This is a genomic window from Streptomyces sp. NPDC003247 (assembly GCF_042888135.1).
Classification (GTDB): domain Bacteria; phylum Actinomycetota; class Actinomycetes; order Streptomycetales; family Streptomycetaceae; genus Streptomyces.
This window is the reverse complement of record NZ_JBIAPF010000003.1, coordinates 439,306-464,363: the sequence shown is the minus strand read 5'-3', so window position 1 is coordinate 464,363 and position 25,058 is coordinate 439,306. Positions and strand designations below refer to the sequence as shown.

The 25,058-nt window shown below is 72.3% G+C and carries 22 protein-coding genes and 2 pseudogenes; 8 read left to right on the top strand and 16 right to left on the bottom strand.

Features of this window, described 5'->3' with window-relative positions; genetic code table 11:
* Nucleotides 1–68 precede the first annotated feature (68 nt).
* Together mmuM and ACFYWQ_RS11450 are read right to left on the bottom strand one after the other, a co-directional pair.
* Nucleotides 69–1,004: a homocysteine S-methyltransferase gene (mmuM, locus tag ACFYWQ_RS11455; protein WP_389515133.1), complete on the bottom strand. Its 936-nt coding sequence runs from the start codon at nucleotides 1,002–1,004 to the stop codon at nucleotides 69–71.
* Between the two features lie 9 nt (nucleotides 1,005–1,013).
* A complete protein-coding gene (locus ACFYWQ_RS11450) occupies nucleotides 1,014–1,190 on the bottom strand; it encodes a hypothetical protein (protein ID WP_389515132.1) in 177 nt (58 codons plus the stop codon).
* A gap of 5 nt (nucleotides 1,191–1,195) precedes the next feature.
* Between ACFYWQ_RS11450 and ACFYWQ_RS11445 the strand changes: the two genes are divergently transcribed.
* Both ACFYWQ_RS11445 and ACFYWQ_RS11440 read left to right on the top strand, forming a co-directional pair.
* Nucleotides 1,196–2,203, top strand: a complete 1,008-nt coding sequence (locus ACFYWQ_RS11445; protein WP_389515131.1) for a family 43 glycosylhydrolase — start codon at nucleotides 1,196–1,198, stop codon at nucleotides 2,201–2,203.
* A gap of 1 nt (nucleotide 2,204) precedes the next feature.
* Entirely contained in the window at nucleotides 2,205–3,617 is a 1,413-nt protein-coding gene (locus ACFYWQ_RS11440; protein WP_389515129.1) for an RICIN domain-containing protein, read from the top strand.
* Between the two features lie 12 nt (nucleotides 3,618–3,629).
* Here the strand turns inward: ACFYWQ_RS11440 and ACFYWQ_RS11435 are convergent, their stop codons facing one another.
* On the bottom strand, nucleotides 3,630–5,312 hold the full coding sequence (locus ACFYWQ_RS11435) for a rhamnogalacturonan lyase B N-terminal domain-containing protein (RefSeq protein ID WP_389515126.1): 1,683 nt from the start codon (nucleotides 5,310–5,312) through the stop codon (nucleotides 3,630–3,632).
* Nucleotides 5,313–5,511: 199 nt separating this feature from the next.
* On the opposite strand from ACFYWQ_RS11435, the gene ACFYWQ_RS11430 reads away from it, so the two are divergent.
* The 3 genes from ACFYWQ_RS11430 to ACFYWQ_RS11420 all read left to right on the top strand — a co-directional run bounded on the left by ACFYWQ_RS11430 (nucleotide 5,512) and on the right by ACFYWQ_RS11420 (nucleotide 8,894).
* Nucleotides 5,512–6,588: a rhamnogalacturonan acetylesterase gene (locus ACFYWQ_RS11430; RefSeq protein ID WP_389515124.1), complete on the top strand. Its 1,077-nt coding sequence runs from the start codon at nucleotides 5,512–5,514 to the stop codon at nucleotides 6,586–6,588.
* A gap of 164 nt (nucleotides 6,589–6,752) precedes the next feature.
* Nucleotides 6,753–8,447 (top strand): DUF2264 domain-containing protein, encoded by a 1,695-nt coding sequence (locus ACFYWQ_RS11425; protein WP_389515122.1) that lies wholly within the window; start codon nucleotides 6,753–6,755, stop codon nucleotides 8,445–8,447.
* 75 nt (nucleotides 8,448–8,522) lie between these two features.
* Nucleotides 8,523–8,894 (top strand): VOC family protein, encoded by a 372-nt coding sequence (locus tag ACFYWQ_RS11420; protein WP_389515120.1) that lies wholly within the window; start codon nucleotides 8,523–8,525, stop codon nucleotides 8,892–8,894.
* 65 nt (nucleotides 8,895–8,959) lie between these two features.
* Here the strand turns inward: ACFYWQ_RS11420 and ACFYWQ_RS11415 are convergent, their stop codons facing one another.
* The 6 genes from ACFYWQ_RS11415 to ACFYWQ_RS11390 all read right to left on the bottom strand — a co-directional run bounded on the left by ACFYWQ_RS11415 (nucleotide 8,960) and on the right by ACFYWQ_RS11390 (nucleotide 13,068).
* Nucleotides 8,960–10,153 carry a methyltransferase domain-containing protein gene (locus tag ACFYWQ_RS11415; protein WP_389515118.1) on the bottom strand — a complete coding sequence of 398 codons (1,194 nt, stop codon included), beginning with the start codon at nucleotides 10,151–10,153 and terminating at the stop codon, nucleotides 8,960–8,962.
* Entirely contained in the window at nucleotides 10,150–10,281 is a 132-nt protein-coding gene (locus ACFYWQ_RS11410) for a hypothetical protein (protein ID WP_389515116.1), read from the bottom strand. Before ACFYWQ_RS11410 ends, ACFYWQ_RS11415 begins: the two co-directional genes overlap by 4 nt.
* Nucleotides 10,282–10,611: 330 nt before the next feature.
* Entirely contained in the window at nucleotides 10,612–11,460 is an 849-nt protein-coding gene (locus ACFYWQ_RS11405) for a helix-turn-helix domain-containing protein (RefSeq protein WP_389515114.1), read from the bottom strand.
* A gap of 12 nt (nucleotides 11,461–11,472) precedes the next feature.
* Nucleotides 11,473–11,988 carry a DUF6879 family protein gene (locus tag ACFYWQ_RS11400; RefSeq protein WP_389515112.1) on the bottom strand — a complete coding sequence of 172 codons (516 nt, stop codon included), beginning with the start codon at nucleotides 11,986–11,988 and terminating at the stop codon, nucleotides 11,473–11,475.
* Nucleotides 11,969–12,232 carry a hypothetical protein gene (locus ACFYWQ_RS11395; RefSeq protein WP_389515110.1) on the bottom strand — a complete coding sequence of 88 codons (264 nt, stop codon included), beginning with the start codon at nucleotides 12,230–12,232 and terminating at the stop codon, nucleotides 11,969–11,971. The genes ACFYWQ_RS11400 and ACFYWQ_RS11395 overlap by 20 nt, the downstream gene beginning before the upstream one ends.
* A 248-nt stretch (nucleotides 12,233–12,480) precedes the next feature.
* Nucleotides 12,481–13,068, bottom strand: coding sequence for a TetR-like C-terminal domain-containing protein (locus ACFYWQ_RS11390; RefSeq protein WP_389515108.1), 588 nt, complete (start codon nucleotides 13,066–13,068; stop codon nucleotides 12,481–12,483).
* Between the two features lie 340 nt (nucleotides 13,069–13,408).
* On the opposite strand from ACFYWQ_RS11390, the gene ACFYWQ_RS11385 reads away from it, so the two are divergent.
* On the top strand, nucleotides 13,409–14,536 hold the full coding sequence (locus tag ACFYWQ_RS11385) for a hypothetical protein (protein ID WP_389515106.1): 1,128 nt from the start codon (nucleotides 13,409–13,411) through the stop codon (nucleotides 14,534–14,536).
* 89 nt (nucleotides 14,537–14,625) lie between these two features.
* On the opposite strand, the gene ACFYWQ_RS11380 is transcribed toward ACFYWQ_RS11385, so the two are convergent.
* Nucleotides 14,626–15,945 carry a jacalin-like lectin gene (locus ACFYWQ_RS11380; RefSeq protein ID WP_389515104.1) on the bottom strand — a complete coding sequence of 440 codons (1,320 nt, stop codon included), beginning with the start codon at nucleotides 15,943–15,945 and terminating at the stop codon, nucleotides 14,626–14,628.
* A 251-nt stretch (nucleotides 15,946–16,196) separates the two neighbouring features.
* Here ACFYWQ_RS11380 and ACFYWQ_RS11375 point away from each other — a divergent pair, with 251 nt between their 5' ends.
* Both ACFYWQ_RS11375 and ACFYWQ_RS11370 read left to right on the top strand, forming a co-directional pair.
* On the top strand, nucleotides 16,197–17,933 hold the full coding sequence (locus tag ACFYWQ_RS11375; protein WP_389515102.1) for a PHP domain-containing protein: 1,737 nt from the start codon (nucleotides 16,197–16,199) through the stop codon (nucleotides 17,931–17,933).
* Complete coding sequence (locus tag ACFYWQ_RS11370) at nucleotides 17,930–18,442, top strand: hypothetical protein (protein ID WP_389515100.1); 513 nt, start codon at nucleotides 17,930–17,932, stop codon at nucleotides 18,440–18,442. Before ACFYWQ_RS11375 ends, ACFYWQ_RS11370 begins: the two co-directional genes overlap by 4 nt.
* 3 nt (nucleotides 18,443–18,445) lie before the next feature.
* Here the strand turns inward: ACFYWQ_RS11370 and ACFYWQ_RS11365 are convergent, their stop codons facing one another.
* The 6 genes and pseudogenes from ACFYWQ_RS11365 to ACFYWQ_RS11340 form a co-directional block, all read right to left on the bottom strand.
* Nucleotides 18,446–18,925 carry a hypothetical protein gene (locus tag ACFYWQ_RS11365; protein WP_389515099.1) on the bottom strand — a complete coding sequence of 160 codons (480 nt, stop codon included), beginning with the start codon at nucleotides 18,923–18,925 and terminating at the stop codon, nucleotides 18,446–18,448.
* Between the two features lie 106 nt (nucleotides 18,926–19,031).
* Nucleotides 19,032–19,559: a hypothetical protein gene (locus tag ACFYWQ_RS11360; protein ID WP_389515097.1), complete on the bottom strand. Its 528-nt coding sequence runs from the start codon at nucleotides 19,557–19,559 to the stop codon at nucleotides 19,032–19,034.
* A 165-nt stretch (nucleotides 19,560–19,724) separates the two neighbouring features.
* Nucleotides 19,725–22,613: a glycoside hydrolase family 2 TIM barrel-domain containing protein gene (locus ACFYWQ_RS11355; protein ID WP_389515095.1), complete on the bottom strand. Its 2,889-nt coding sequence runs from the start codon at nucleotides 22,611–22,613 to the stop codon at nucleotides 19,725–19,727.
* An 84-nt stretch (nucleotides 22,614–22,697) separates the two neighbouring features.
* Nucleotides 22,698–22,964: pseudogene (locus tag ACFYWQ_RS11350) on the bottom strand (ABC transporter permease subunit); the annotation flags it as partial.
* Nucleotides 22,965–23,424: pseudogene (locus ACFYWQ_RS11345) on the bottom strand (sugar ABC transporter substrate-binding protein); the annotation flags it as partial.
* A gap of 238 nt (nucleotides 23,425–23,662) precedes the next feature.
* The gene (locus tag ACFYWQ_RS11340; protein ID WP_389515093.1) at nucleotides 23,663–24,913 is read right to left on the bottom strand and encodes an ROK family transcriptional regulator; all 1,251 of its coding nucleotides are present in this window, start codon (nucleotides 24,911–24,913) and stop codon (nucleotides 23,663–23,665) included.
* Nucleotides 24,914–25,058: the final 145 nt, after the last annotated feature.

Below are 25,058 nucleotides of genomic sequence, written 5' to 3'. Positions count from 1 at the left end.
CCGGGGGCCGTGACCGCCCCCACTGACCGCCCGGCGGCCGTGACCGCCGCCACTGACCGCCGCCGCGCCTATCCCGCCGCCAGCGTCCGCGCGATCGACGTGATCGCCTCCGGGCCCACCCGGCAGCAGCCGCCGATCAGCCGGGCGCCCGTGTCCCGCCACCCGAGGACCTCGTCCGGGGCGAAGGTGGAGCGGCCGTTCCAGGCGCGGGCCCCGGCGTCCCAGGTCTCGCCGCTGTTGGGGTAGACGACGACCGGTTTGCCGGTCACCCGGGCGGCGGTCCCGATCGCGCCGTCGACGTCCTCGGGCGCGCAGCAGTTCACGCCGACGGCGATGACCTCCTCCGCGTCCGCGGCCAGGGCGAACGCCTCCTCCAGGGGCTGCCCGGCACGGGTGCGGTCGCCCGCGACGGAGTACGACAGCCAGGCCGGCACGTCGAGCCCGCGCACCGCCCGCAGCAGCGCCTCCGCCTCGTCGGTGTCCGGGATCGTCTCCAGGGCCAGCACGTCGGGTCCGGCGGCGGCCAGCACCTCCAGGCGGGGCCGGTGGAAGGCCTCCAGCTCCGCGACGCCCAGCCCGTACCCGCCCCGGTACTCGGAGCCGTCCGCGAGCATCGCGCCGTACGGCCCGACCGAGGCGGCCACGTACAGCGGCCGCCGCACGCCCCGCGCCCACGCCTCCCGCGCGGCGTCCCGTGCCAGCCCGACGCTCAGGGCGATGAGTCCGGCCGCCTTCTCGCGCTCGATCCCGCGCCTGGCGAAGCCCTCGAAGGTGGCCTGGTAGCTGGCGGTGATCGCCACGTCCGCGCCGGCGAGGAAGTACGCGAGGTGCGCCTCGGTGATCGCCTCGGGCCGCTCCGCCAGCAGCCGCGCCGACCACAGCTCGTCACTCAGGTCGTGCCCCGCGGAGGCCAGCTGGTTGGACAGGCCGCCGTCCAGGACGACCGGCCCGGCCGCGAGGGCCTCGGTGAGAGGGGCGGAGAATTCGGGGATGTCGCTGGTCATATGACGACGCTAGTCGACGCGGCCGAGCGCGACCTGCGGCGTCCGTCGTACGAACAGGCCGCCCATCATGCGGACGGGGCGGCCGCCCGCGCGGCTCCCGCCCATCCCGCCCGTCCCGCGCACACGACCCCCGTCGTACCCGTTGACCCGCTCCCACCCCGCCCTTACGTTTTCGGCGTTCGTCATCCCACATGCCGTTCGCAGTACCGAACGGCACTTCGGCGAGAGGTCACCCCGTGCACCCCAACCCCCTCGTCCCGCACCGCGCCGACCCGCAGGTCCACCGCCACACCGACGGCCACTACTACTTCACGGCGACCCACCCGGACTACGACCGCATCGTCCTGCGCCGCTCCCGCACCCTGGCCGGTCTCGCCACCGCCGCCGAGTCGGTGATCTGGCGGGCCCACCCCACCGGCGACATGGGCGCGCACATCTGGGCGCCGGAGCTCCACCACATCGACGGCGCCTGGTACGTCTACTTCGCCGCCGCGCCCGCCGACGACGAGTGGGCGATCCGCGTCTGGGTGCTGGAGAACACCGCCGCCGACCCGTTCGAGGGCACCTGGACGGAGAAGGGCCGCGTCGAGACGGCCTGGGACACCTTCTCCCTGGACGCCACCACCTTCACCCACCGCGGCACCCGGTACCTGGCGTGGGCCCAGCAGGACCCCTCCCTCGGCGGCCACAACACCGTGATCCTCCTCTCGGCGATGGCCGACCCCTGGACGCTCACCGGACCCCAGGTGCGCCTGTCCGCGCCGGAGTACGACTGGGAGTGCGCGGGCCACCGGGTCAACGAGGGCCCGTACGTCCTGAAGCGCCACGGCCGGGTCTTCCTCACCTACTCGGCGAGCGCCACCGACCACCGCTACTGCCTCGGTCTGCTCACCGCCGACGCCGACGGCGACCTCCTCGACCCCGCCGCCTGGACCAAGTCCCCGGTCCCGGTGTTCAGCACCAGCGAGGCCAACGGCGTCTACGGCCCGGGCCACAACGCGTTCACGGTCGCCGAGGACGGCGAGACCGACGTCCTGATCTACCACGCCCGCTCGTACCGGGAGATCGACGGCGAACCCCTGGACGACCCCCATCGCCACACCCGGTTCCAGGCGCTCGGCTGGAACCCGGACGGCACCCCGCATTTCGGCGTCCCCGTGGCGGACACGGCCGCCGACACCGTGAAGGAGAGTGCGTGACATGAGACGTGCGTACGCGATCCTGCTCGCCCTCTGTCTGGCGCTGGCCGGCGCCCTCGCCACCGCCGGACCGGCCCAGGCCGCACCGCAGACGATCGCCAACGGCACGCAGTTCACCGACACGACCGGCAGCCCCGTGCACGCCCACGGCGGCGGCGTCCTCAAGTCCGGCTCGTACTACTACTGGTTCGGCGAGCACCGCAACGCCGACAACACCTTCCGGTACGTGGACGCCTACCGGTCCACCGACCTGAAGACCTGGGAGTTCCGCAACCACGTCCTGACCCAGGCGAGCGACCCGGAGCTGGCCACCGCCAACATCGAGCGCCCGAAGGTCGTGTACAACGCCTCCACCGGTAAGTACGTGATGTGGATGCACAAGGAGAACGGCACCGACTACAGCGAGGCCCGTGCCGCCGTCGCCGTCTCCGACACCGTCGACGGGGACTACACCTACCAGGGCAGCTTCCGGCCGTTCGGCACCTACATGTCCCGTGACATCACGACGTTCGTCGACACGGACGGCACCGGCTACATGGTCTCGGCGGCCAACGAGAACTACGACCTGCACCTGTACAAGCTGACCGCCGACTACCTCGGCGTCGACAGCCTGGTCGCCAACCCCTGGGCGGGCGGCCACCGGGAGGCCCCGGCCCTCTTCAAGCGGGGCGGTGTCTACTTCATGCTGACCTCGGGCGCCACCGGCTGGAGCGCCAACCAGCAGCAGTACGCCACCGCCACCTCCCTCGCCGGCCCGTGGAGCTCGATGACGAACGTCGGCGACTCGACGGCGTACGGGTCGCAGACCGCGTACGTGCTGCCGGTGACGGGATCCTCGGGCACCTCCTACCTCTACCTGGGCGACCGCTGGGGCAACTCCTTCGGCGGCACCGTCGACGACTCCCGGTACGTGTGGCTGCCGCTGGCCTTCCCGACCACGACCACGATGTCGATGTCCTGGTACCCGGAGGTCACGGTCGACGCCACCGCCGGGACGGTCGGCGGGACGAGCGCCACCTACAACACGCTGATCGCCCGGAACAGCTCCAAGTGCGCGGACGTGCCGAACCAGTCCCTGTGGCAGGCCGTCGCGATCAGCCAGTACACCTGCAACGGCGGCACCAACCAGAAGTGGTGGTTCAAGGACCTCGGCACCGGCTACTACCAGCTGGTCGGCCGCGGCAGTTCCCTGTGCCTCCAGGAGAATTCCACCGACGTCACCCAGGAGGACTGCGCCGCCGGCACCACCGCCCAGCAGTGGAGTCTGACCGCCTCCGGCAGCTACTGGCTGGTCAAGGCCCGCACCACCGGCGAGTGCCTGGACGTGAACGGCGCGTCCACCGCCAACTCCGCCGCGGTCATCACCTACACCTGCAACGGAGCGGCCAACCAGCAGTGGACGCGCGGTACATGACGCCCGTCCCGATCAGACCAGCAGGTCGATCGCGTCGATCGAGGTGCCCGCGCTGAGATAGGCCGTCGTCCCCGAACCGCTCACCACGTCGATCCTCAGCACGTTGTACTGGCTGGTGTCCGTGAGCCAGGCACTCGCCGGAACGCTGTAGGTGAACGTGTAGTTGTTGCCCCGGTAGGACCCGTTGGTCAGCGACCGGGTGCTCGGCTGCGTGGGCGGGGAGGGGATCGACGACGTCCAGGTGTCGTTGACGACGACCTGGGGACGGCCGTTGGCGTAGGCCGTCGTCACTCCGATGCGCAGCGTGTGCGCGGCGGCGGCCTGGGCCGCGGTCAGCTTGAAGTACACCAGCAGTCCGCTGTTGACGTCCTTCCAGAGGTAGCAGGGGAAGGCCGAGGTCTCGGTGCCGCTGCCGATGACGACGTTGCCGGTCCAGGCCGAGGCGCGCACGTCGGAGGGATGGGCGTACGTCATCAGGTCGGCGTTCTTGAAGCCGCTGGGCGTGCCGTTCCAGTCGTTGATCCGCCAGATGGCGCTCGCGTTGCTCGGATCGTTCGAGGAGGGGATCGCGATCGTGTTGAGGGTGGTCGTTCCGCCGGCGGACACCGTCACCGACGTGGTGTACACCGCCAGTTCGCCCTTGAAGACGGTCAGCGTGTACGTCCCCGGCAGGACGCCGGTGACCGAGAAGTAGCCGTCCGAGGAGCGTGCCGAACCCCAGTACTGCGCGGCGGAGTTGGCGAGCCCCACCGTGTACGCGTACGCCGTGTTCCGCCCGGTGATCCCGACGCCCGCGACCCGGCCGCGGCCGGCCGAGGCCACGTAGCCGGACAGGCCGAGCGAGTCGGCCCACGACGTGGTGAGGGTCCCCGGGTACAGCGAGGAGGAGGGCGCGCCGCCGTCCGTGAAGGCGATGACGTACGGGCCCTGGAGGCCGTAGCGCTCGGACTCGGTCTGGTTCTGGCCGTAGTACAGGATCTCGTACAGGCCGCCGCCGTCCGCGCTCTGGTGACGCAGCAGCGAGCGGTAGAAGGGCCCGCCGGACGCCTTCTCGTGGTTGCTGCGCACGATCCACAGGCCGACGCCGCCGGTCGTCCAGCCGATGTAGTCGTAGTCCATCACCCGCAGCTTCGAGTAGTGCTTCGAGCGGGTCTGGCCGTCGGACTTCGCGAACACGTCCGAGGCCTCGATGGTGGTGGGCGCGTAGGTGTAGGAGTCGGGCTCGTCGTTGAGGAACAGGCCCGCCTTGACGCGCACGATGTAACGGGTGGCGCTGACCGAGCTGTCGGCCTTGTTGGTCCACAGGTAGATGTTGTTCTCGCCGCTGCGGGCCGCGTAGTAGTGCTTGAGCGTGCCGTACGTGACGGAGATCAGGATCGTCGAGCCGGACTGGGTGATGGTCACCGTCGATGTGCCGAGGCCGGACTCGATGTGCGAGTTCTTGCCGTCGTAGCCCTGGTACTCGGTGCCCTTGTAGACCAGCGAGGTGAGGTCGCCGTTGGTCTTGCTGACCTTGAAGACGAGGCTGGCGCCGGTGTCGACGACGTAGTTCGAGCCGTCGTCGGTGTAGCCGAAGCTCGCCGCGGCGGCGGGGGCGGCGAGGGGACCGGCGAGCGCGGCCGAGCCGGCGGCGGCAGCGGCGCCGAGGACGAAGGCGCGACGTCGGACCGGCCGGTGGCTCTCGGATCCGGACATGGGGGTGCCTCCTTCGGGAGGTGTGGGGGTACGGGGGTGCGGGTGAGGGGTCAGCGTGGCAGTTGAATCGATTTCGCGAAAGGGCTTTCACGCGCGCGGAGTTGGCGATTGTTGGATTTGAGTCAAGGGTCTAGAAAGCGCTTGCCGAAGGCGGTACCGTCCAGCCGCCAGCCCTGTCACCCGTGACCGAGGAGCCGCAGTGAGACGTTTCACCCCAGCCGTGCTGGCGGCGCTGACCCTGACCACCGCCCTGACGGCCGTCCCCGCCGCCCAGGCCCATGACGGCGGCCCGGGCCTCGGCATCGAGAACTGCGCCGCCACCGCCTGCCACTTCGACGTCCCGCCCGGCACCTACGACGTGACCGTCCTCCTCGGCGGCGAGGCGGCGTCGAGCACCGCCGTCAGCGGGGAGACCCGGCGCTCCCTCCTGCCCGAGACCGCGGTCCCGGCCGGCGAACGCGTCGCCCGCAGCTTCACGGTGAACGTCCGCACCCCCGAGGGCGAACCCACCGGTGCCGACGGCACCGCCGGCCTGGACCTCGTCCTCGGCGGTTCGGCCCCCGCGCTCGCGGACATCCGCGTCACCCCGGCCCGCCTCGCCGGCGCCTCCCGCGGCGGGACCTCCGCCACCCGCCAGATCTTCCTGGTCGGCGACTCCACCGTCTGCGACCAGCCCGGCGACCCCTACTCCGGCTGGGGCCAGCAGCTGCCGCAGTACCTGCGCAAGGGCGTCTCGGTCGCCAACTACGCGGACTCCGGGGAGAGTACGGTCACCTACCTGGGGAACCCGCAGCTGTGGGCCACCGTGCAGCCCCAGATCCGCCGGGGCGACCTGGTGCTGATCCAGCTGGCCCACAACGACAAGACGACCGACGAGGCGACCTACCGGGCGAACCTGGAGGCACTGGTGGCGGGAGTCCGCGAGAAGGGCGGCGAGCCGGTCCTCGTCACCCCGATCGTGCGCCGCTGGTTCAACGCCGACGGCACGCTGAACAACGGCACGGCCCTGCTGGTCAACGGCCTCGGCGTCGACCACCCGGCGGTGATCCGCGAGGTCGCCGCCGCCCAGGACGTCCCGCTGATCGACCTCACCGCCCTGACGAAGGCGCTGGTCGAGTCCCTGGGCGTCGAGGGCTCCAAGGCGCTGTACCTCTACAACGAGAAACGGGACAACACCCACACCTCCGCGTACGGCGCCACCGTGTACGCGGGCCTGGTCCGCGACGCGCTCCTCGACCTGCGTCTGGTGCCCAGGGGCAAGGTGCGGGTGGGATGAGCCCCTGGGGGCGCCCCGACCGGAACCGGGACGCCCCCAGGCCCTGACCGCGCCGGGACCGGGATGTCTCCGGGCCCCGGCCCCGCCACGGCCCCCGCCCTGGCACCGGGCCGCCCCCCCCGCGGGGGGCCGGTCCGCCCCGGCCCCCGACGAAAAGAGCGCCGATGCACCTGCCCCCGCCCGACCACGTCCTCAGCCCCCGCACCGGCTACACCCGCGCCCACTGGGAGGCGGCCGCCGACGGCCTGCTCGCCGCCGTGGAGCCGTACGCCACCGCGGACCGCGCCCTCTACCACCTTCCCGGCGACCGCGAGAGCTGGTCCGGCCGGCTCTCCGACGGTCTGGAGGGCTACGCCCGCACCTTCCTCCTCGCCGCCTTCCGCCGTGACGAGACGGTCCTGGAACGCTACGCGGAGGGCCTCGAAGCCGGCGTGTCCGGCGTCTGGCCGCGCATCGAGGACCACGGCCAGCCGCTCGTCGAGGCGGCCTCGATCGCGCTCGCCCTGCGGCTGACCCGGCCCCTGCTGTGGGACCGCCTGGACGACCGCGTACGGCAGCGGGCGGCCGGCTGGCTCGCCGACGCGCTCACCGCCAAGCCGTACCCGTGCAACTGGGAGCTGTTCCCGGTGACGGTCGGCGGTTTCCTGGACGCGGCCGGCTGCGCGACGGACGCCGCGCGCGCGGCCGTCGAGCGCGGCCTGGACCGCATCGAGCAGTGGTACGTCGCCGACGGCTGGTACACGGACGGCGAGCGCCGCGCCTTCGACTACTACAACGGCTGGGCGATGCACCTCTACCCGGTCCTGCACGCCTGGCTCGCCGACGACCCCCGCCTGCTCGACCTCTACGGCGGCCGGCTCGCACGCCACCTCGCCGACCACGCCCGCCTGTTCGGCGGCGACGGCGCCCCGGTGCGCCAGGGCCGTTCCCTCACCTACCGGTTCGCCACGACGGCCCCCCTCTGGCTCGGCGCCCTGACCGGACACACCCCGCTGCCGCCCGGCGAGACCCGCCGGCTGGCCTCCGGCGCCCTGAAGTACTTCCTGGAGCGGGGCGCCGTCGACGGACGGGGCCTGCTGACCCTCGGCTGGCACGGCCCCGACCCCTCCGTGCTCCAGGGCTACTCGGGCCCGGCCTCCCCGTACTGGGCGAGCAAGGGCTTCCTCGGGCTGCTGCTCCCGCCCGAGCACCCCGTGTGGACGGCGCCGGAGACGCCGGGCCCGGCCGAGCGCGCGGACGCGTCCACCCCGATCGCCGCGCCCAACTGGCTGCTCCAGTCGACGCGTTCGGACGGCGTGGTGCGCCTCCACAACCACGGCAGCGAGGACGTCCGCTACGACCCGTACTACACGCGGCTCGCCTACTCGACGGTGACGGCGCCCTCCTCGTCGTACGACAACAGCGTGATCGTCGGGGACGACCCGAGCCGTACCGGCATCGAGCCGCTGGGGGTGGGCGAGGGCTGGGCGGCCTCCCGGCACACGGCGGGCGGCGGGGCGCGGGTGACGAGCGTGGTGCTCGTGCACGGGGCGGCCGAGGTGCGGGCCCATCTGGTGACGGGGGCCGCGCCGGGCACGCCGGTACGGGTGACCGGGTGGGCGGCGGAGGGGGAGGCGCGCGCCGAGATCCTGCCCGTCCTCGGGCTGGGGGAGTCGCCGGCCGGGACGACCGGCGACGGCGACAGCCTCTTCGTCGCCCTCGCCCGGCTGACCGCCGAGCCGGATCCCGTGCCGCTGGCGGAGACCGTGTCGGTGCGGGGGGAGGGGGCCCACGGGCTCCGGGTCCGCTGGAGCGGGGGCCCCGAGGTCCGGGTGGACCTCTCGGGGGACACCGTACGGGTGGTCGTCGAGAAGCCCTGATGCCGGTGCCGACGCCGCTGCCGAAGCCGTTCGAATCTTGTTGCCCGGCGTCGGGGCCTGCATGAGAATCCCCGCATGACTTCCACGATCCGCCATGTGACGATCGACAGTTCCGACGCCCACGCGCTCGCCGGTTTCTGGTCGCGGGTCCTCGACCGGCCCCTCCACACGGACGGCGAGCCCGGCGACGAGTGGGCGCTGATCGAGGGCGCGGGCCTGCTCTTCGTCACCGTCCCGGAGGGCAAGAAGGCCAAGAACCGCATCCACTTCGACCTCGAACCGCAGGACCGCACGCGCGACGCGGAGGTCGAACGGCTGATCGCCCTCGGCGCCACCCTGGCCGACGACCGCCGCAACCCCGACGGCACCGGCTGGGCGGTCCTCACCGACCCGGAGGGCAACGAGTTCTGCGTGGAGCGGAGCGCGGGGGAGCGGGGGGAGGACTGAGGGAGCCGGACTCAGAAGGGAAAGCCCGCACGTCCGCCACGGGGAACGATGCATGTGCGGGCTGCTCATACTCGGTGGCAGAGGGGCCAGGACTCGTTCGCCGGATCGTCCAGCCATGCGTGCTGGCCGTACGCGTCGACCGTGACACCGAAGCGGGTCACGCCGGGAGATCCCCGGTCCTTCCACCATCGAAAGGCGTCGGTTGCCTCGTCCCACAGACGCCGGGGTCCCGACTGCCAGACGGAGGCATGCCGCTCCCCGTCCCTGAACATCACGCACGCCCAGGACTTGTCCGTCAGACCGTAGAACCAGACGGGCCGCGCACCCTCCCGCTTCTCCGCCACGGCCTGGAGACACCGGAACATCCGGAGGCCGAGCACGAACGGCAGGTCCGTGAAACGGTCGGCGACGAACATCTCCTCCGTGACGTCCGTGGTGCTGTGCTCCGCCTCCTCCAGGGGACCCGCCGACATGTAGTCGCTGTGGCGGACGGTGGGACCTCGCTGTGCACGGAGCTTCATGAACTCCACGGAGCGGATGAAGGGTCCCGTGGCCACCTCCCCCTGGACCTCCAGACGGAGCACGGCGTCCGCGTTGCTGTAGGTCGTGCCCCACGGTGCGAGGATCACCCCGCCGGGCCGGGTCTGTTCGATCCACGCCGTGGGCACGCGTCGGATGCCGACGGTCGCCAGGATGCGGTCGTAGGGAGCCGTGTCCGGGTATCCCTCGACCCCGTCGCCTACGACCATGTGGGGGTGGAGGCCGTGTCGGCGCAGTCGCTCGCGGGCCGTCGCGGACACGATCCCGTCCACTTCGATGGTCGTCACGTTCTCGCGCCCCAGCCGATGGGTCAGCGCGCCGGCCGTCTCGCCCGTGCCCGTGCCGACGTCCAGCACACGCATTCCGTCCTCCACCGCCAGGTCCTGGAGCAGCGAGTAGACGACGGACGGCATGGACGATGAGCTGGTGGACAGCTCACCCGGGACCAGGCCGACGTGCGCTCCGTCGTCCCACTGGGTGACGATGGGGACGTTGCTGTCCGCCGCGGCGTACCAGGCGTCAGGGTTCTCCCGCCGGTCGATGAGGACACTCGCGCGGGCCTCCATGTCGTAGGGCCACATGAGCTCCGGGAGGAACGCGGCCCGGTCGACGGTCGCGAACGTCGGCGCCCAGTCGGAGGACAGCGCGCCGGATTCCATGAGGACCCGCCCCAGCTCCTTGCGGCCGGGGCGGTCCATACGCAGGGCGTCGCGCGTCACTTGCGGTGCTTCCCGTCGCCTTCCGGGCTGGAGCCGTCAGGGCTCGGGGGATCCTGCGGGGGTTGCCAGGGCTGGCCGGGGTGGCCGTCGTCGCCGTTTTGGGCGCACAGGTCGATACGTACCCTCATGCTCATCTCTCCTTGATGGCGGTGGGTGGTGCGTGACCGGCCCGGTGGTCCGCGGTCCGTGTGCCACCGGGCCGGGGCCTGGTTCGGGCGCCGTGACGTGAGTCAGGGCGCTTCCGGCGCTGTTACTGGTGGAGCTTGCCCAGGGGCTGGAGATCGTGGACCCGTTCGCCGGCGGGACGGAGCGGCGCCCTGTGCCCGGACCAGTCGACCGAGCTCCGGCGATCCGCCACCAGCCGTCGCTTCTCGGGCTCTCTCGGTAGTCGCCATGATGACAACGCTAGAAGCGCACGCGCTCCGGCTCCCAGTCGATTGCACGGGATTGCAGGCTGATCACCCGAGCGAGTCCATAGCCGCCGTGATCAGCGCGCGGGCCTTCGCGCCGTAGACCGCTGCCTCAGCCAGCATGGCGAACGTGTCGGCGTATGCCCCCACCTCGCTGGGCTGCGTGAGCGTGAGATAGCCGGAGACCAACTCGACGTTGACCTGTGCCTTGTCGTAAATCCAGAACCCCTCTACCGGCATGCGTGGACGACTCAGCTTCATGGGCACCACGCCCAGACTGACATGGGGCAGCGAACCGACCGCGAGCAAGTGCTCAAGCTGTTCGACCTGTGTCTCCGCCTCACCCAACGCGTTCCGCAGCACCGACTCCTCCATCAGGAACGCGAAACGCCGGTCTCCCTCGTAGAGCACGTGTTGACGCTCCATGCGCGCGGCCACCGCGTCCGCCACATCGTCGATCGCAACCCGCCTGCGCCGGACCGCGCGCAACACGTCTTCCGTGTAGCCGTATGTCTGGATGAGTCCGGGAACGAGCCCTGGCGAGTACGAGCGGAACCAGCGGGTTCGCTCGTACAGGGGCAAGCGGGCTTCTTGCGCCTGCCGGAGCCCGGCACGCTCCATCCGGCGCCATTCCACGAACATGCCCTCTACGGCCCGGAGAGAGGCGATCAGGTCATCTGTTCGGTCCTCCGCGCCGCAGGCCCGGCACCAGGCCCGAATGTCGTCGGCGGACGGTTGGGTCTTCGCAGTCGAGATCCGAGACACCTTGGACGGGTGCCAGCCACATGCCGCCGCGAGTCCCCTGCCGTCCAGCCCGGAGTCCTCACAGATCTCACGGAGACGATCGGCAAGGACTTGCCGGGCTGCCTGAACACTTGATGATCGTGATGCGGGCATGAGTCGGACCGGTCAGACCGGCTTGTACTCCTCGTGCGGCGTGGCCCGCTCCCAGACCGTTTCGAAGGCCGTGCTGACCATTTCCACGACGGCCGGTTCCGTGCGCCATTCCCGGTCGACCACTTCTCCGATTCCGGAGAAGTACGTGAACAGCACCGAGGAGTTGTCGAACATCCACAGGTCGGTGCCGGGGAGTGGGATGTCCCCCGCCTCGCGCCGGGGCAACCACCGGACCAGCTCGCCGACCGCGACGTTGGGGAACGTCATGTCGTACTCGTATCTGATGTAGTCCGTCACCGGCTCCGAGACGATCCGGGCCCGCCTCATCACGACTCTGCGCGCCGTCGTCGCGGTCACCACATCCAAGAACGGACGCCACCACGTCGATCGGTCCGCCGTGGGGTCGAGGCGCTTGCCGTTCTGCCACGCGATGAATTCGGGGTCGCTGGGCTGGTAGGCATCGCGCATTTCGAGGTGAACGGCTGAGCGCTCGGCCTTGGCCAGGCCCTCAAGGACGGGGTTCGTCACCGGCGCTGTCCTCCGGGCGTGGAATGAACTGCAACATGACTTCAGGGAGCCGGATGATGGTCTCGTGATCCGGCACGTCCGTCGAGTGGCCGGGAACAGAGCCGATCTGCTGGCACGCCTTCACCTCGGTGTCCGTGGCCCTGTACGACTGGATCAACAGGTCACCTGTTTCGTCGTCCAGCCAGATCGTCGGCGAGTCCGTGTCGGGCGTGTTCGGGATGATCCCGAGGAAGCGTAGCCGCATGCTCTCTCCCTGTGCGGAGGCGATTGCGTCCGATCGCATGACCTTCACCCGGACGACGGAAGGCGTCAAGAGGGCACATGTGTACGGCACTTGGCCGGTGTGATCACCTTGGTCGGACGGTCGGCTGAAGCGGTCCGCAACCGGCCCGGGTACGCGAGGTGGGCCGGGCGGAGGCGCTGCTCAAGCGCCGGTGCGGAGCTGGGACCCAGCAGTCCTCGGGCTCTGGTGTCGAGGGCGAGGAGACAGGCTCAGTCCTCCTCCTCGCGCGGCCAGTGGACGAGGGCCGTGTGCAGGGCGTCGATCGCCTTCTCCCATGAGCGCCGCACGTCCCGGGGTGCGCCGAAGGCGCCGCCGGCCTCCAGGGCGCAGTAGCCGTGGAAGGTGCTGCGCAGCAGGCGGACGGCGTCGGTGAGGTCGGGTTCCTCCAGGCCGTAGGCGCGGAGCATGCCGTAGGTGATCTCGGTGGTGCGACGGAAGGCGGGGGCGTCGGCGACGAGGTCCCGGTCGGCCTGGTCGACGGGGAGCTGCGTCGCGGCGTACCGTCCCGGATGCCGGAGCGCGTACTCCCGGTAGGCCCCGGCGAACCCGGCGAGCGCCTGCCGTCCGGCGCGTCCGGCGACGGCCTCGGCGATGGCGTCGATCATCTCGCCCCCGGCGAGGAGCGCGACGCGGGTGCGCAGGTCCTGGAGGTTCTTGACGTGCGAGTAGAGACTCGCGTCCTTGACGCCGAAGCGGCGGGCCAGCGCGGAGAGCGTGACGTTGTCGAACCCGACCTCGTCGGCGAGGTCGGCGGCGGCCGCGACCAGGCGGTCGACGGTGAGGCCGGCTCGGGGCATGGGGTCGCCTCACGGGTAGGGGAACGGGGTCTCTAGGCAGGTCAGGGGAATCCTAGAGGGTGCCGGGAAGCTGTCGCTTCGCGGCAGTTGTGACGTGATCATGCTCACTTCGTCTGGAGCGGACCTGTGAACGTCTTGTGCTTCCGCCGGGAGATCCCTTAGATCTTCCCCACTCGTGATCGTTTCGGGGTGGGCGGTTCTTCCCGGTCTCGCGCCCGGTCGCATGGAATCCGGCCGGAGGAAGCCGACCGGAGGAAGCCGACCGGTGGAATCCGGTCGCAGGAATCCGGCCGGAGGAACCCTGCCGGAGGAATCCGGCCCGAGGAAGGAAACCAGCAGCGTGGCCAGCAGATCCCCCGAAGAGCCCGAGGGCGGTTCGTCCCTGTCCGACGACGCGTTGCGCGCGTTCCTGGAGGAGAGCGAACACGGCGCGGCGTCCGCCCCGAAGGAGCCGTCGGCGCGCGCCCGGATGGTCACCGAGCGGCTGCGGCGGCAGGGTGAGCCGGAGGGATGGCGTACCGGGCCCGCCTGGCGGGAGCTGGACGGACGGGCCGCCCGGCGGCGGAGGGTCTGGTCCGTCCTCGGCATGGCCGCGGCGCTCGGTCTGCTCGCCGTGGCGCTGAAGCCGTCGTTGCTGCCCGGCGATCTCTTCGGCGCGGGGGAGCCGGAGGCCGTCGCGGCCTCGCCCCTGCCCCCGGAGACGGCCGCGCCGACCGGTGCGCCCGCCGAGGCCCCGGAGGAGACCCCCACCCTCGACCGGCCGTTCGCCGGCTCCCCGGCCCTCGACTGGGCCGACGGCGAGGCCGGTGTCGTCCTGCCGGCCGCGCGGGCGGTGGGCTCCGTCTCCGCGGAGCGGGTCGGACAGGCGCTGCGCCTGACCAGGCAACTGCTGGTCGGCGCCAACCTCGACGGGAAGACGCTGCGCGGCGGACGCCCCACGGCCGCGTTCGCGGTGCTCGACCCCTTGCAGCCGGAACTCGTCGAGCACCTGGACACCTCCCTGCGCGTCCCCGACGAGGAGCACGACCCGCTGGAGCTGTTCAGCCGCTTCGACCCCGAGGAGGTCCGGCTCGTCGGCGACGTGGTCAAGACCCGCGGCCGCATGACCTTCGCGAAGGGGGAGTACGGCGGCGTCGCCGTGCACGCCGACTACACCTTCGTCTATCCGGTCGTCCGCGCCGACGGCTCGACCGAGGTCACCCGCACGATCGTGCGCCGCGTGATCGACGCGGAACTCGCCGACCCGGCGCGCTACCGGGTGACGTCCGGCCGGCTGCTCGTCCGCCATTACGACCAGGAGCTCGCCAACTCGGCCTGTGAGGTCCACGACGGCTTCCTGCACCCGCAGTTCGCCACCGCCGAGCCGACGGGTCCCCAGCCCTCCGGCCCGGCCACCGACCCGTACGACCGCAGTAAGGAGGTCGGCGCCGACGCCTTCGAGGGCTGCGGAACGGTGTCCCGCGTCTGACCGCGGGCGCCCGTGCGGCGGGCTCCGTCCGGACGGCGCCCGCACCGGGGCGGTCCGGACGGAATGCCCGTGTACGCGCGCGGACGGGCTCAGCCGATCGGCGCGTACACCACGCCCAGCTTGTCCACCTCGTCGCCCGCGCGGCCCGTGAAGCCGACGATCTGCCGGCCCGCCGGAGCGGTGAAGGTCCTGGTGTCCGTGGTGGCCGTGCCGGCCGACAGGGTGCGGCCCCGGTCCGTGGTGAAGGACGCCGAGAAGATCCGTGTCCGGCCGTCCTTCTGGCCCTGGGTCAGCTGGACGCTCGTGAGGTGTTCACCCGCCCCGAGGGTGAGGGACGACGCCGTGCCGCCGGTGCCGCCGTGGGTCAGGGTGGTGCCGCCGTCGTGCGTCAGGGACACCGCGTCCAGGCGTGCGCCGCCCCTCAGGGTCAGGGTGCGGGGGGAGACGGCCGCCGGCAGGTCGTCCGCGTCGTTGAACGCCGTGCCGTACGGGCCGCCGAAGAAGTCGCTCGCGGTCAGCTCCGGGTCGAGCGTGTACGAGAAGCCGGCCGTGTGCGGGAAGTGGTCGGAGAGGTTGCCGCCCGCGGAGTCCAGGAAGGCCGCCCACTCGTTGTGGTAGCCGGTCGCCGTCAGGGAGAGCAGCGCACCGCTCCGGTAGAGGATCTTGTCCACGACCTCGCAGTCGTCCGGCGGCGCGGTGGCCGGGCAGAGCAGCGCGTCCGCGCCCTGGGCCGGCGCGGTGCCGCCCTTCACCAGGTCCACCCACGCGTCCGTCAGGCCGTTCTCGGTGACGAGGGTGCGGATGGTGTCGCCGGCGCGGGTGTAGCGGGTGTTCGTGTCCCCCATCACGATCACCGCGTTGCCGGCGGAGTTGTCCTGGACGAAGTCCGACAGCTGCTGGACGTTGGCGCGGCGGGCGGCCAGCGCCTCGTCCGTGTCACCGGCGTTGGTGTGGACGTTGTAGAGGTCCACGAACGCGCCCTCCGCCAGGCGGACCCGGGCCAGGGTGAAGCCCTTGGGGGTCAGGCAGTCGGTGCCGGTGCAGTCGTTCCAGCGGACGCGCTCGAAGTCCTCGAAGGGGAGGTCCGACAGGGTGTTCAGGCCGTCGCCGATGCCGGCGCCGCCGCTGGTGGCCGTACGGTACGGGTGGTCGTCGCCCGCGTACAGCGCCGCGTGGTAGTTGAAGTCCTCCTGGACGTTGACGAGGTCGTAGGCGCCCAACCGGGGCGATATCAGCGGGGTGTTGGTCGCCGGGTGACCGGAACTCAGGCCTTCGGGCAGGCCGGCCACGTTGTACGTCAGGACGGTGAACGTGCCGCCGGCGGCGGCCGCGGCGGGTGTCGCGCCGGTGCCGGCGAGGCCGGTGAGGGCCAGGGCGGCGGCCGCGAGGGTGCCGAGGAGTCGTCTCATGGGGGGAGCTCCGGGGGGGCGCGGGGAACGGACGGGAAGATGAACACTGCTCGCGTGTGATGGCCAACAGTGTGAGCGCCAGGGGCAGTTGAGGGAACAGTGGAGGACGGGGCGAGCCGGACGCGTCCGCGCCGGTCGCCGCTCACCCGAAAGCCGTTCCAGGTTCATCTTCTGGCTCGATCCTCCCCACGCGGCGCACTCGCGCCGCGCGGACACCGGCCGCGGACGGCAGCGGCAACCAGGAGGGCACCATGGGGCACGGTCACGGTCACGGCCACGCGCACGGGCATCACCATCACCACCACGGACACGACCACGGACACGGTCACGACCACGACAGCCCGGGCGCCTCGGCGCTGCCCGCCGCCTTCGACGCCTCCGTGCCCGACGACGCCCTCAGCCCGGAACAGCAGTCGCGCCGCACCCTGCTGCGCCGCGCCGGTCTGCTCGGCGCCGGCCTGACCGCCGCCGGCGTCCTCGGCCGCGCGGCCACGGCGCCCGCGTACGCCGCCACCGACGGCCGCCGCAGCAACGGCTTCCTCTGGCTGGCCGGCGACCACCACATCCACACCCAGTACAGCAGCGACGGCAAGTACCGCGTCGTGGACCAGGTCCGGCAGGGCGCCCGGCACGGCATGGACTGGCTGGTCATCACCGACCACGGCAGCGCCACGCACGCCAGGATCGGCGTGGAGAAGGTCAACCCGGACATCCAGGAGGCCCGTTCCGCCCACCAGGACACCCTCGTCTTCCAGGGCCTGGAGTGGAACATCCCGGGCGCCGAGCACGGCACCGTCTTCGTGCACCCCGGCAAGAACGAGGTCTCCGTCCTCAAGCAGTTCGAGACCGACTACGACGGCAGCGTGAAGAACGCCTCCGACTCCACGCCCGCCAACGAGGCCCTCGCCGTCGCGGGCCTGGCCTTCCTCGGCGAGCAGGTCCGCCGCCGCAAGGTCAAGGACGCGCTGATGCTCGCCAACCACCCGGCGCGGCGCGGTGTCGACTCCCCGCACGAGATCCGCGCCTGGCGGGACGCGACCGACCCGGGCCACCAGATCGCCGTCGGCTTCGAGGGCGCCCCCGGCCACCAGGCCGCCGGACTCCCCGCCCCCCTCGGCCCGGCCCGCGCCCGCGGCATCTACGACAACAGCCCCAGCGCCAACTCCTTCGCCGGCTACCCGCTGGAGAGCTACCGCACCTGGGGCGGCTTCGACTGGATGACCGCCACCGTCGGCGGCCTGTGGGACAGCCTCCTCGCCGAGGGCAAGCCCTGGTGGATCACCGCCAACTCCGACTCCCACCAGGTGTACGCCGACACCGCCGTGCGCGGCACGGGCGGCGACTTCACCACCGACGGCAGGTACGCGGACCCGGTCTACGGCGGCCGGATCGACATCACCCAGGGCGACTACTGGCCCGGCCAGTACAGCCGCACCCACGTCGGCGCCGACGGCTTCTCCTACGCCGCCGTCATGGACGGCATCCGCGCCGGCCGCGTCTGGGTCGACCACGGGCAGCTGGTCGGCGGCCTCGACGTCCGGGTGACCGGCGGCAGCCGCTGGGCCACGCTCGGCGGCGCCCTGCACGTCAAGAAGGGCACCGACGTGACGCTGACGGTCGACGTCGCCCTCGCCGGCGGCCCCAACTGGGCGGGCTTCGTCCCGCGGCTCGCGCGGGTCGACGTCATCCAGGGCGACGTCACGGGCACGGTCACCGACCGGGACACCTTCACCGCGCCGACGGCCAGGGTCGTGAAGTCCTACGAGGTGGACAGGTCCACCGGCACCGTCCGGCTCACCTACCGGCTCGGGCGCGTGGAGGAGCCGCTGTACGTCCGTCTGCGCGGCACCGACGGCAACCGCTCCGCCGTCGGCGCGATGGGCGCGGCCGTGGACCCGGCGGGCCCGGCGATGGACGTCGTCGGCGACGCCGACCCGTGGCGCGACCTGTGGTTCTACTCCAACCCCGTGTGGGTCCTGCCGTCGTGACCCGGTACGTGCTCACGGTGGACGCCGGTCCGCGCGACCTGCGCGCGGCCGATCACCTGCTCCACACGCTGGCAACCGAACTCGCCCTCGACGGGGGCGTGTTCGGCTGCACCCACCTCGTGCGGGGCGACCGGCCGCGCGTCTCCGTCTCCCTCGCGCTGCCGACGGAAGCGGCCGCGGCGACGGTGCGCGGGCAGCTCGCGGACCGCGGGTACGAGCCGGCGGACGGCGCCCCTGACCCCGTCGGCCGGGCGGTCCTCTACCCCGGGGCGGACGCCCTCCGGGGCACGATGACGGTCGCGGAGGTCCTGTCCGTCTCCGCGATCGACCGGGTGACGGTGCTCGGAGCCGCGGAACGGCCGGCGCCGGACGCCCGGCTGGTGACCCGGGACCATGTGCGGCCCCAGTGGCACGACGGGGAACTGGTCCTCACCGCCATGCCCGCCGTCGGCGGCACCCTCGTGCCCTTCGAGGTGCCCGACCCGACACCCTGCTGCGCGGACCACTGACCCTCACGGCCGCTCGCGTCGGCCCCCGCGCGGGCGGTGCGGCGCGTCCAGCCCGCCCACCGGGGCCCGCGCATGGGCCGGGTCCCGCTCGCCCCCCGCGCACCACCACACCGCGCGGTCCTCGTCCTGGCTCACGTGCAGGCCGAGGCGGTGTTCGGCGCAGACCGGCCAGACCTGCCACAGGACCTCCATGACCGTCTCCTGAGCGGCCTCCGCCACCTCGGCGCTCGCGGCCGTGACGGAGGCCGTGGAGCCGTGCCACAGGTCGTCGCCGTGCCACCGCCCGTCGGGCAGGGCCACGTACACGTGCTCGCGCGTGTCCTCCTCCTCCGCCCAGGGCGGCAGGGCCAGCAGGCGCAGCGGTCCGGCGTCCGGCAGCAGTGCGGCCAGGTCGCGGTTGACGAGGTCCAGCGCCCGGTCCCACAGCGGGTGTTCGCCGGGCCGTACCTCACGGGGGCGCGGGGCGCCGTCGTAGCCGTCCATGGCCGTCATCCTCCACCACCGGCGGAGGCCACCGCGTGGCCGGTCCACCCGCGCGGCCGGTCCACCCGCGCGGCCGGTCCGCCCGGTCGGTGCGGTCCCGCCCGTCCTACAGCCCGTGGACCGCCGAACGGGCCCGGGTGACGAAGTCCGTCAGCGACAGCCAGAAGGGGTCGTAGTACTGGTCGAACGAGGAGAGGGCGGTGGGGTCTCCGGTGATGGCCGCCTCGAGCGCCCGGTAGGGCGGCCGGGTCGCCAGCCGCAGGTTCTCCGCGGCCTCGGCCACGTCGTCGGGCCCTTCCAGGGTGATGACCCAGATGAAGTGCCGCAGCTTCGGGTACTCCACGCGCAGACCGGCCCGGACCTCCTTCAGGGCGGGCAGCTGTTCGCTCCGCGGGGCCGCCGACTTGTGGATGTCCGAAATTCTCCAGTACAACTCTGCCATTCTGTGGGCCTGTTCGATGAGGCTGACATAGGCGGTCCGGCGTGCCTCGCTCACCCGGACCGCACGCTGGGTCCGTTCGGCCGTGTGCGCCTGGATCTGTGCCGCGCGGGCGGTGCCACGGCTGGTGACCCAGCTCGCCAGCACGGCGGTACCCGCGGTCAACGAGGAGATCCACAGGGCGGAATCGGTCATGCGGTCGATCCTTCCCCGGACCGCCGGGCGTGATGGCTCCACCGGGGACCGGCGCACGGCGACCCCCATGGTTTCGGCCATCCCCCGACGGCCGGGACGGCGGGCGACGGCCGGGCGGGGAAGCCGGGGCCGGCCGGGCGGTGCGCGGCCGGCCCCGGGACCGGGTCAGGCGCGCACGTCCGGGCCGGTCTCCGAGAACACGAAGGAGAACGCGGCGGGCGCGACGTCCAGGAAGTACCGGGGCAGCGGGCCCGGACCGCAGGACTGCGAGCCGATGCCGTGCTGGCCGTGGTCGAGGTGGACCCACACCGTTTCGCCCGGCACCAGGTCGGTGAGGTGCCGCGCCGCGTCCAGCTGCTCGCTCGTCCAGCGCCGGGCGCTGAACCAGAACTCCGGCTCGCCCTCGATCCGCAGCCCGCCGAGCTCGGCCCAGCGCACGTCGGCGCGGGCGCCGTTCTCCTGCGGACGGACGTACGGCGTCTGGAGGCCGTCGACGGTCGACCGCCAGCGGCCGATCCGCGACGCCGACCGGGTGTCCGGGTACGCCTCGCCGGGGCCGCCGCCGAACCAGGTCACCGCGTCGGCCTCGGACAGCCCGAGGCGCACCCCCAGCCGGGGCAGGGGCACGGTCCAGCCGCCCTCGGGGGTCACGGAGACGTCCAGCCGCACCCGGGTGCCGTCCGTCGTCCACCGGTGGACCACCGACAGACCCACCTCCCACGCGGCGGGCGCCACCCGGGTCCGCACCGTCAGCGCGTCCTCGCCCGGCTCGACCGCGTCCACCCGGTGCCGCATGCGGTGCAGCCCCAGCTTGCGCCACAGCTCGCCGTACCGGACGTCGGACTGCCACGCCGCGCCCTCGTCGTTGTCGGTGAGCGCCCGCCACACGTCCAGCCGCAGTCCGGTCACCGCCACGGAGCCGATGGCGCGCGGCTCGCCCGTGCGGGCGTCGAAGACGGCCGGGCCCAGGGTGATCAGGCGGTCGCCGGCCACCGGTGCCCCGGTCGCGGCCACCGTCGGCCGGGCCCGCGGCGCGACCGGCACCTGGCCCCACGCCACCACGTGGCCGCGCGGCGCCCACGCCGTGTCCTCGGCCAGGACGGCCCGCACCGTCCACCCGGTCTCCGCTCCGGCCCGGACGTCCTCCGGCGGCTGACCCAGCTTCACCTCCGCCGACTCGCCCGCCGCGAGCGCCGGCACCGCCAGCGGGCCCGACGCCACCGTCTCGCCGTCCGCCTGGAACGCCCACTCGAAGGACAGCGCCGACAGGTCGGCGAAGTCGTGCCGGTTGGTGACGCGCACGGTGCCGCCCGCGCCGTCGCCCGCGATCGCGACCGGCTCGATCACCCTCTTGTACTCGACGAGGCCGGGGGAGGGGGTGCGGTCGGGGAAGAGCAGGCCGTCGCAGACGAAGTTCCCGTCGTGCAGCTCCTCGCCGAAGTCGCCGCCGTAGGCGTAGCCGTACCGCTCGTCCTCGATGCCGTGGTCGATCCACTCCCAGATGAAGCCGCCCTGGATCCGCTCGTGCGCCTCGAACAGCCGCTGGTAGTCGGCGAGGCCGCCGGGCCCGTTGCCCATGGCGTGGCCGTACTCGCACAGGAGGAAGGGCAGCGCGCGCCGCTTGAGGGTGCCGCCGTCGAGGCCGCGGCCGATCCGCTCGACCTCCTCGTGGAAGGCGTACATGCGGGAGTAGACGTCCGTGTCGCGGCAGTCGATGTCGCCCTCGTAGTGCACGAGGCGCGAGGTGTCACGGGCGTGGATCCACTCGGCCATCGCGGTCAGGCCGCGTCCGGTGCCGGCCTCGTTGCCCAGGGACCACATCACCACCGACGGGTGGTTCTTGTCCCGTTCGACCATGCGGGCGGCGCGGTCCAGCAGGGCCGGGGTCCAGCGGTCGTCGTCGACGGGGTTGTCCCGCCAGTCCTGCTCGACGAAGCCGTGCGTCTCCAGGTCGCACTCGTCGATCACCCACAGGCCGTACTCGTCGCACAGGTCCAGGAAGGCCGGGTGCGGCGGGTAGTGGGAGGTGCGGACGGCGTTGACGTTGTGCCGCTTCATCAGCAGCACGTCCTCGCGCATGGTCTCCAGGTCGAGCGCACGGCCCGTGCGGGGGTGCCACTCGTGCCGGTTGACCCCCTTGAACAGGACGGGCCTGCCGTTCACCTTGATCAGACCGTCCGCCAGGACGACCGTACGGAACCCGATCCGCAACGGGACCCGCTCGCCCGCCGTGACCAGCTCACCGTCGTACAGCCGGGGCGTCTCGGCGCTCCACGGTTCGACCGGCACCGTGACCGTCGCGCCCGTCACGACATCGATGTCCAGCGCGGGCACGGTCACCCGTCCGTCGACGTCGGAGTCGACGCGCAGGGTGCCCTCGCCCGTGACGTGGTCGTAGGAGGCGTGCACGAAGAAGTCGCGCACGCTGCCCGCGGGCCGGTGCAGCAGCGTCACGTCACGGAAGATGCCCGGCAGCCACCACTGGTCCTGGTCCTCCAGGTAGGAGCCGGCCGACCACTGGTGCACCCGGACCGCCAGCACGTTGCCCGAGGCCTTCAGCAGCTCGCCGACCGCGAGCTCGTGCGGCAGCCGCGAGCCCTTGAACTCGCCGATCTCCGTGCCGTTCAGCCACACCCGGGCACAGGACTCCACACCGTCGAAGCGCAGGACGGCGCCGCCGTCGGCGAGGTCGGGCCAGTCGTCGGGCAGGTCGAAGACCCGCAGGTGGTCGCCGGTCGGGTTCTCGGTGGGGACGCGGGGCGGGTCGACCGGGAAGGGGTAGAGGTGGTTGGTGTAGATCGGGGCGCCGTGCCCCTGGAGGACCCAGTGCCCGGGGACCGTGACCTCGGCCCAGCCGTCGGCGTCGTACCCCTCCGCGGCGAACGAGTCGTCCTCGGCGTCGGCCGTCGCCGACAGGCGGAACCGCCAGCTGCCGTTCAGGGACAGGGATTTGGCGTCCGACGAGGCGTACCAGGCGCGGGGCGCGAGGGCGCCGCGGCCCGGCGAGACGTCCTCGACGTAGCCGGCGGACGGGAAGGTGGTGCGCAAAGACATCGGTCTCCAGGTCGTGAGTCGTGAGGTGTCAGTGGTGAGGTGTGGGTCGGGGGGCTGTGTGGTGTGGGTCGTGGGCGGAGGGCGTCAGCCCTTGATGCCCGTCCGGGCGATCCCCTGCACCAGCCAGCGCTGGAGGAAGAGGAACACGAGCGGCAGGGGCAGGAGGGAGAGGGCCGTGGCCATGAAGATCAGGTGGTAGTTGACGGTCTGGTTGGTCATGTACGACGACAGCGCCACCTGCACCGTCCAGGCGCCGGGGTCCTGGCCGATGACCAGCGGCCACAGGAAGGAGTTCCAGCCGTTGATGAAGGTGATCGTCGCGATGGCCGCGAAGAAGTTGAGCGAGTTCGGGAACTGCGGGTCGTCGATCATACGGACGCCGTAGACCTTGCCGTCGACCGTGTGCGACCGGATGTCGGCCTGGTTGAAGTCGTCCCGGACCGGCTCGACGAGGTCGGTGAGGTCCGCCACCTGACCGCTCCTGACGAGCTGGATCTGCGGGTGGAACTCGAAGACGTCGGGCGCGTTGTCCGGGAGCAGGCTCGCGAAGAGCTTGCTCTCGAAGTTCGACCCGGTGATCCACTGGGTCGTCACCTTCGCCCCGTCGTACGCGGCCGCGTACTTCTTGATCGCCTGCTCGGTGCCCGCCTCGCCGTACGCGTGGAAGTACTGCACGAGTCCGCCGCCCGCACTCCCCGCCGCCCCGGCCGTTGTTGCTCCCGCAGGCGGCCAGCGCGCCGGCGGCGGCCAGGCCCGTGGCGGACCGGAGGAGTGATCGGCGGGACCGGTTGCTGTTGCTCGGTGCCGACATGGTGACGTCCTTGTCTCGAGTACGGCTGCGGCTCGCTACTACGGCATCAGCGCCAGGTGTCTCGGAAAGGCGTTGCGGTGCGGGACGTTAACCTTCGGCTAAGGCTTCGGCAAGGGGTTGGACGAAGCCCGTTCGAAGCGTTGTGTGACGTTCGGGATACCGGACGTGACGGGGTGGGGACGGGAGGCCGGACAACGGGACCCGGTGCCGGGGAACCGTCCGGGTCGCCGCTGCCGGGTCAGGGACCGGGCCTGCCGCGGCCCTTCGGGCCGGCGTCGGCGGTGCGCTGCGCGCTCCGCTGCCCGACGGACTGCAACGCCCCTTCGAGCGCGAACGTCGCCGCGCCCAGGCAGACCGGGTCGCCGGGGATCGGGGAGAGGACGATGGCGGTCGCGGCCAGCGGCCGGCGCAGCGCGTGCCGGGCGACGGCCTCGCGCACCTCGTCGAGCAGGGGCTCGCCGAGCCGGGCGGCGACCCAGCTGCTCAGTACGACGACCTCGGGGTTGAGCAGGTTGACCAGGTCGGCGATGCCCGCCGCCAGGTAACGGGCGGTGTCCCGGACCACCTTGACGGCCACCGGGTCCCCCGCGGCGACCGCACGGGCCAGCGCGTCCACCGTGGCGGTCTGGTCCTCGGGGTGCAGCAGCGGGCTGCGCGGGCCGATCTCGCGCAGGTTCTGCATGATGCCCGGCGCGCCGACGTACGTCTCCACGCAGCCGTGGTTGCCGCAGTGGCACAGCCGTCCGTCGAGGACGAGCGTGGTGTGCCCCCACTCGCCGGCGCTGTTGCTGACCCCCCGGTGCACCCCGCCGCTCAGCACCAGGCCCGCGCCGACCCCGGTCCCGAGGTTGACGACCACGGCGTCGCCGTGCCCGCGCGCGGCCCCGAACCACAGCTCGGCGACGGCGCAGGCGCGCAGCGGGTTGTCCAGGTGGAGCGGGTGGGCGATGTGCGCGGAGAGCAGGTCGAGCAGCGGCACATCGTGCCAGTCCCAGTTGGGCGCGTACTCGCAGACGCCGGTGTCGCGGTCCACCTGCCCCGGCACGCTCACCCCGACGCCCAGCACCCGGGCCGGCTCCACGCCGGCCCGCGCGGCCACAGCCCCGACGGCCGCCGCGACATGGCCGACCACCTGTTCCGGCCGGCTCTTCCCGGGGCGCATGTCCTCCTCGGCGCGGGCCAGGACGTTCAGCGCGAGGTCGAACAGCTCGACGTGGACGTACGTCTCCGCGATGTCCACGCCGATCAGCGTGCCCCCGGACGTGTCGACGGCGACGAGGCCCCGCGGGCGGCCGCCGGCCGAGTCCTCGAACCCGACCTCGGTGATCATGCGCAGGTCGAGCAGCTCGCCGACGAGGGTGGCGACGGTGGCGAGGCTGAGGCCGGTGGCGGCGGCCAGCTCCTGCCGGGAGGTGGGCGACCGGGCGATGATCTGGCGCAGCACCTCGTAGCGGTTCGCGGTGCGGATGTCGCGTGACGTGCGCTTCACCGGGGAGCCCCCCTCCCGTCCGTGCGGCCGCGCCGGGGCGGTCGGGCACCGGCGCGGCGTCAGGCTATGGCGTGCGACACGGTTCGACAAGGCCTTAGGAAAGGGGCTGTACGAAGTCCGGCGCGCCCGTTCCCCGGCAGCGTTC

Excerpts from the sequence above, each read along its gene's own strand:
- ACFYWQ_RS11355 (WP_389515095.1), bottom strand. The coding sequence starts at position 22,613 with ATGTCTTTGCGCACCACCTTCCCGTCCGCCGGCTACGTCGAGGACGTC.
- ACFYWQ_RS11365 (WP_389515099.1), bottom strand. The coding sequence starts at position 18,925 with ATGGACGGCTACGACGGCGCCCCGCGCCCCCGTGAGGTACGGCCCGGC.
- ACFYWQ_RS11435 (WP_389515126.1), bottom strand. The coding sequence starts at position 5,312 with ATGTCCGGATCCGAGAGCCACCGGCCGGTCCGACGTCGCGCCTTCGTC.
- mmuM (WP_389515133.1), bottom strand. The coding sequence starts at position 1,004 with ATGACCAGCGACATCCCCGAATTCTCCGCCCCTCTCACCGAGGCCCTC.
- ACFYWQ_RS11440 (WP_389515129.1), top strand. The coding sequence starts at position 2,205 with ATGAGACGTGCGTACGCGATCCTGCTCGCCCTCTGTCTGGCGCTGGCC.
- ACFYWQ_RS11450 (WP_389515132.1), bottom strand. The coding sequence starts at position 1,190 with ATGACGAACGCCGAAAACGTAAGGGCGGGGTGGGAGCGGGTCAACGGG.
- ACFYWQ_RS11405 (WP_389515114.1), bottom strand. The coding sequence starts at position 11,460 with ATGCCCGCATCACGATCATCAAGTGTTCAGGCAGCCCGGCAAGTCCTT.
- ACFYWQ_RS11380 (WP_389515104.1), bottom strand. The coding sequence starts at position 15,945 with ATGAGACGACTCCTCGGCACCCTCGCGGCCGCCGCCCTGGCCCTCACC.
- ACFYWQ_RS11395 (WP_389515110.1), bottom strand. The coding sequence starts at position 12,232 with ATGCGGCTACGCTTCCTCGGGATCATCCCGAACACGCCCGACACGGAC.
- ACFYWQ_RS11375 (WP_389515102.1), top strand. The coding sequence starts at position 16,197 with ATGGGGCACGGTCACGGTCACGGCCACGCGCACGGGCATCACCATCAC.
- ACFYWQ_RS11360 (WP_389515097.1), bottom strand. The coding sequence starts at position 19,559 with ATGACCGATTCCGCCCTGTGGATCTCCTCGTTGACCGCGGGTACCGCC.
- ACFYWQ_RS11390 (WP_389515108.1), bottom strand. The coding sequence starts at position 13,068 with ATGCCCCGAGCCGGCCTCACCGTCGACCGCCTGGTCGCGGCCGCCGCC.
- ACFYWQ_RS11410 (WP_389515116.1), bottom strand. The coding sequence starts at position 10,281 with ATGAGGGTACGTATCGACCTGTGCGCCCAAAACGGCGACGACGGCCAC.
- ACFYWQ_RS11420 (WP_389515120.1), top strand. The coding sequence starts at position 8,523 with ATGACTTCCACGATCCGCCATGTGACGATCGACAGTTCCGACGCCCAC.
- ACFYWQ_RS11445 (WP_389515131.1), top strand. The coding sequence starts at position 1,196 with ATGCCGTTCGCAGTACCGAACGGCACTTCGGCGAGAGGTCACCCCGTG.
- ACFYWQ_RS11425 (WP_389515122.1), top strand. The coding sequence starts at position 6,753 with ATGCACCTGCCCCCGCCCGACCACGTCCTCAGCCCCCGCACCGGCTAC.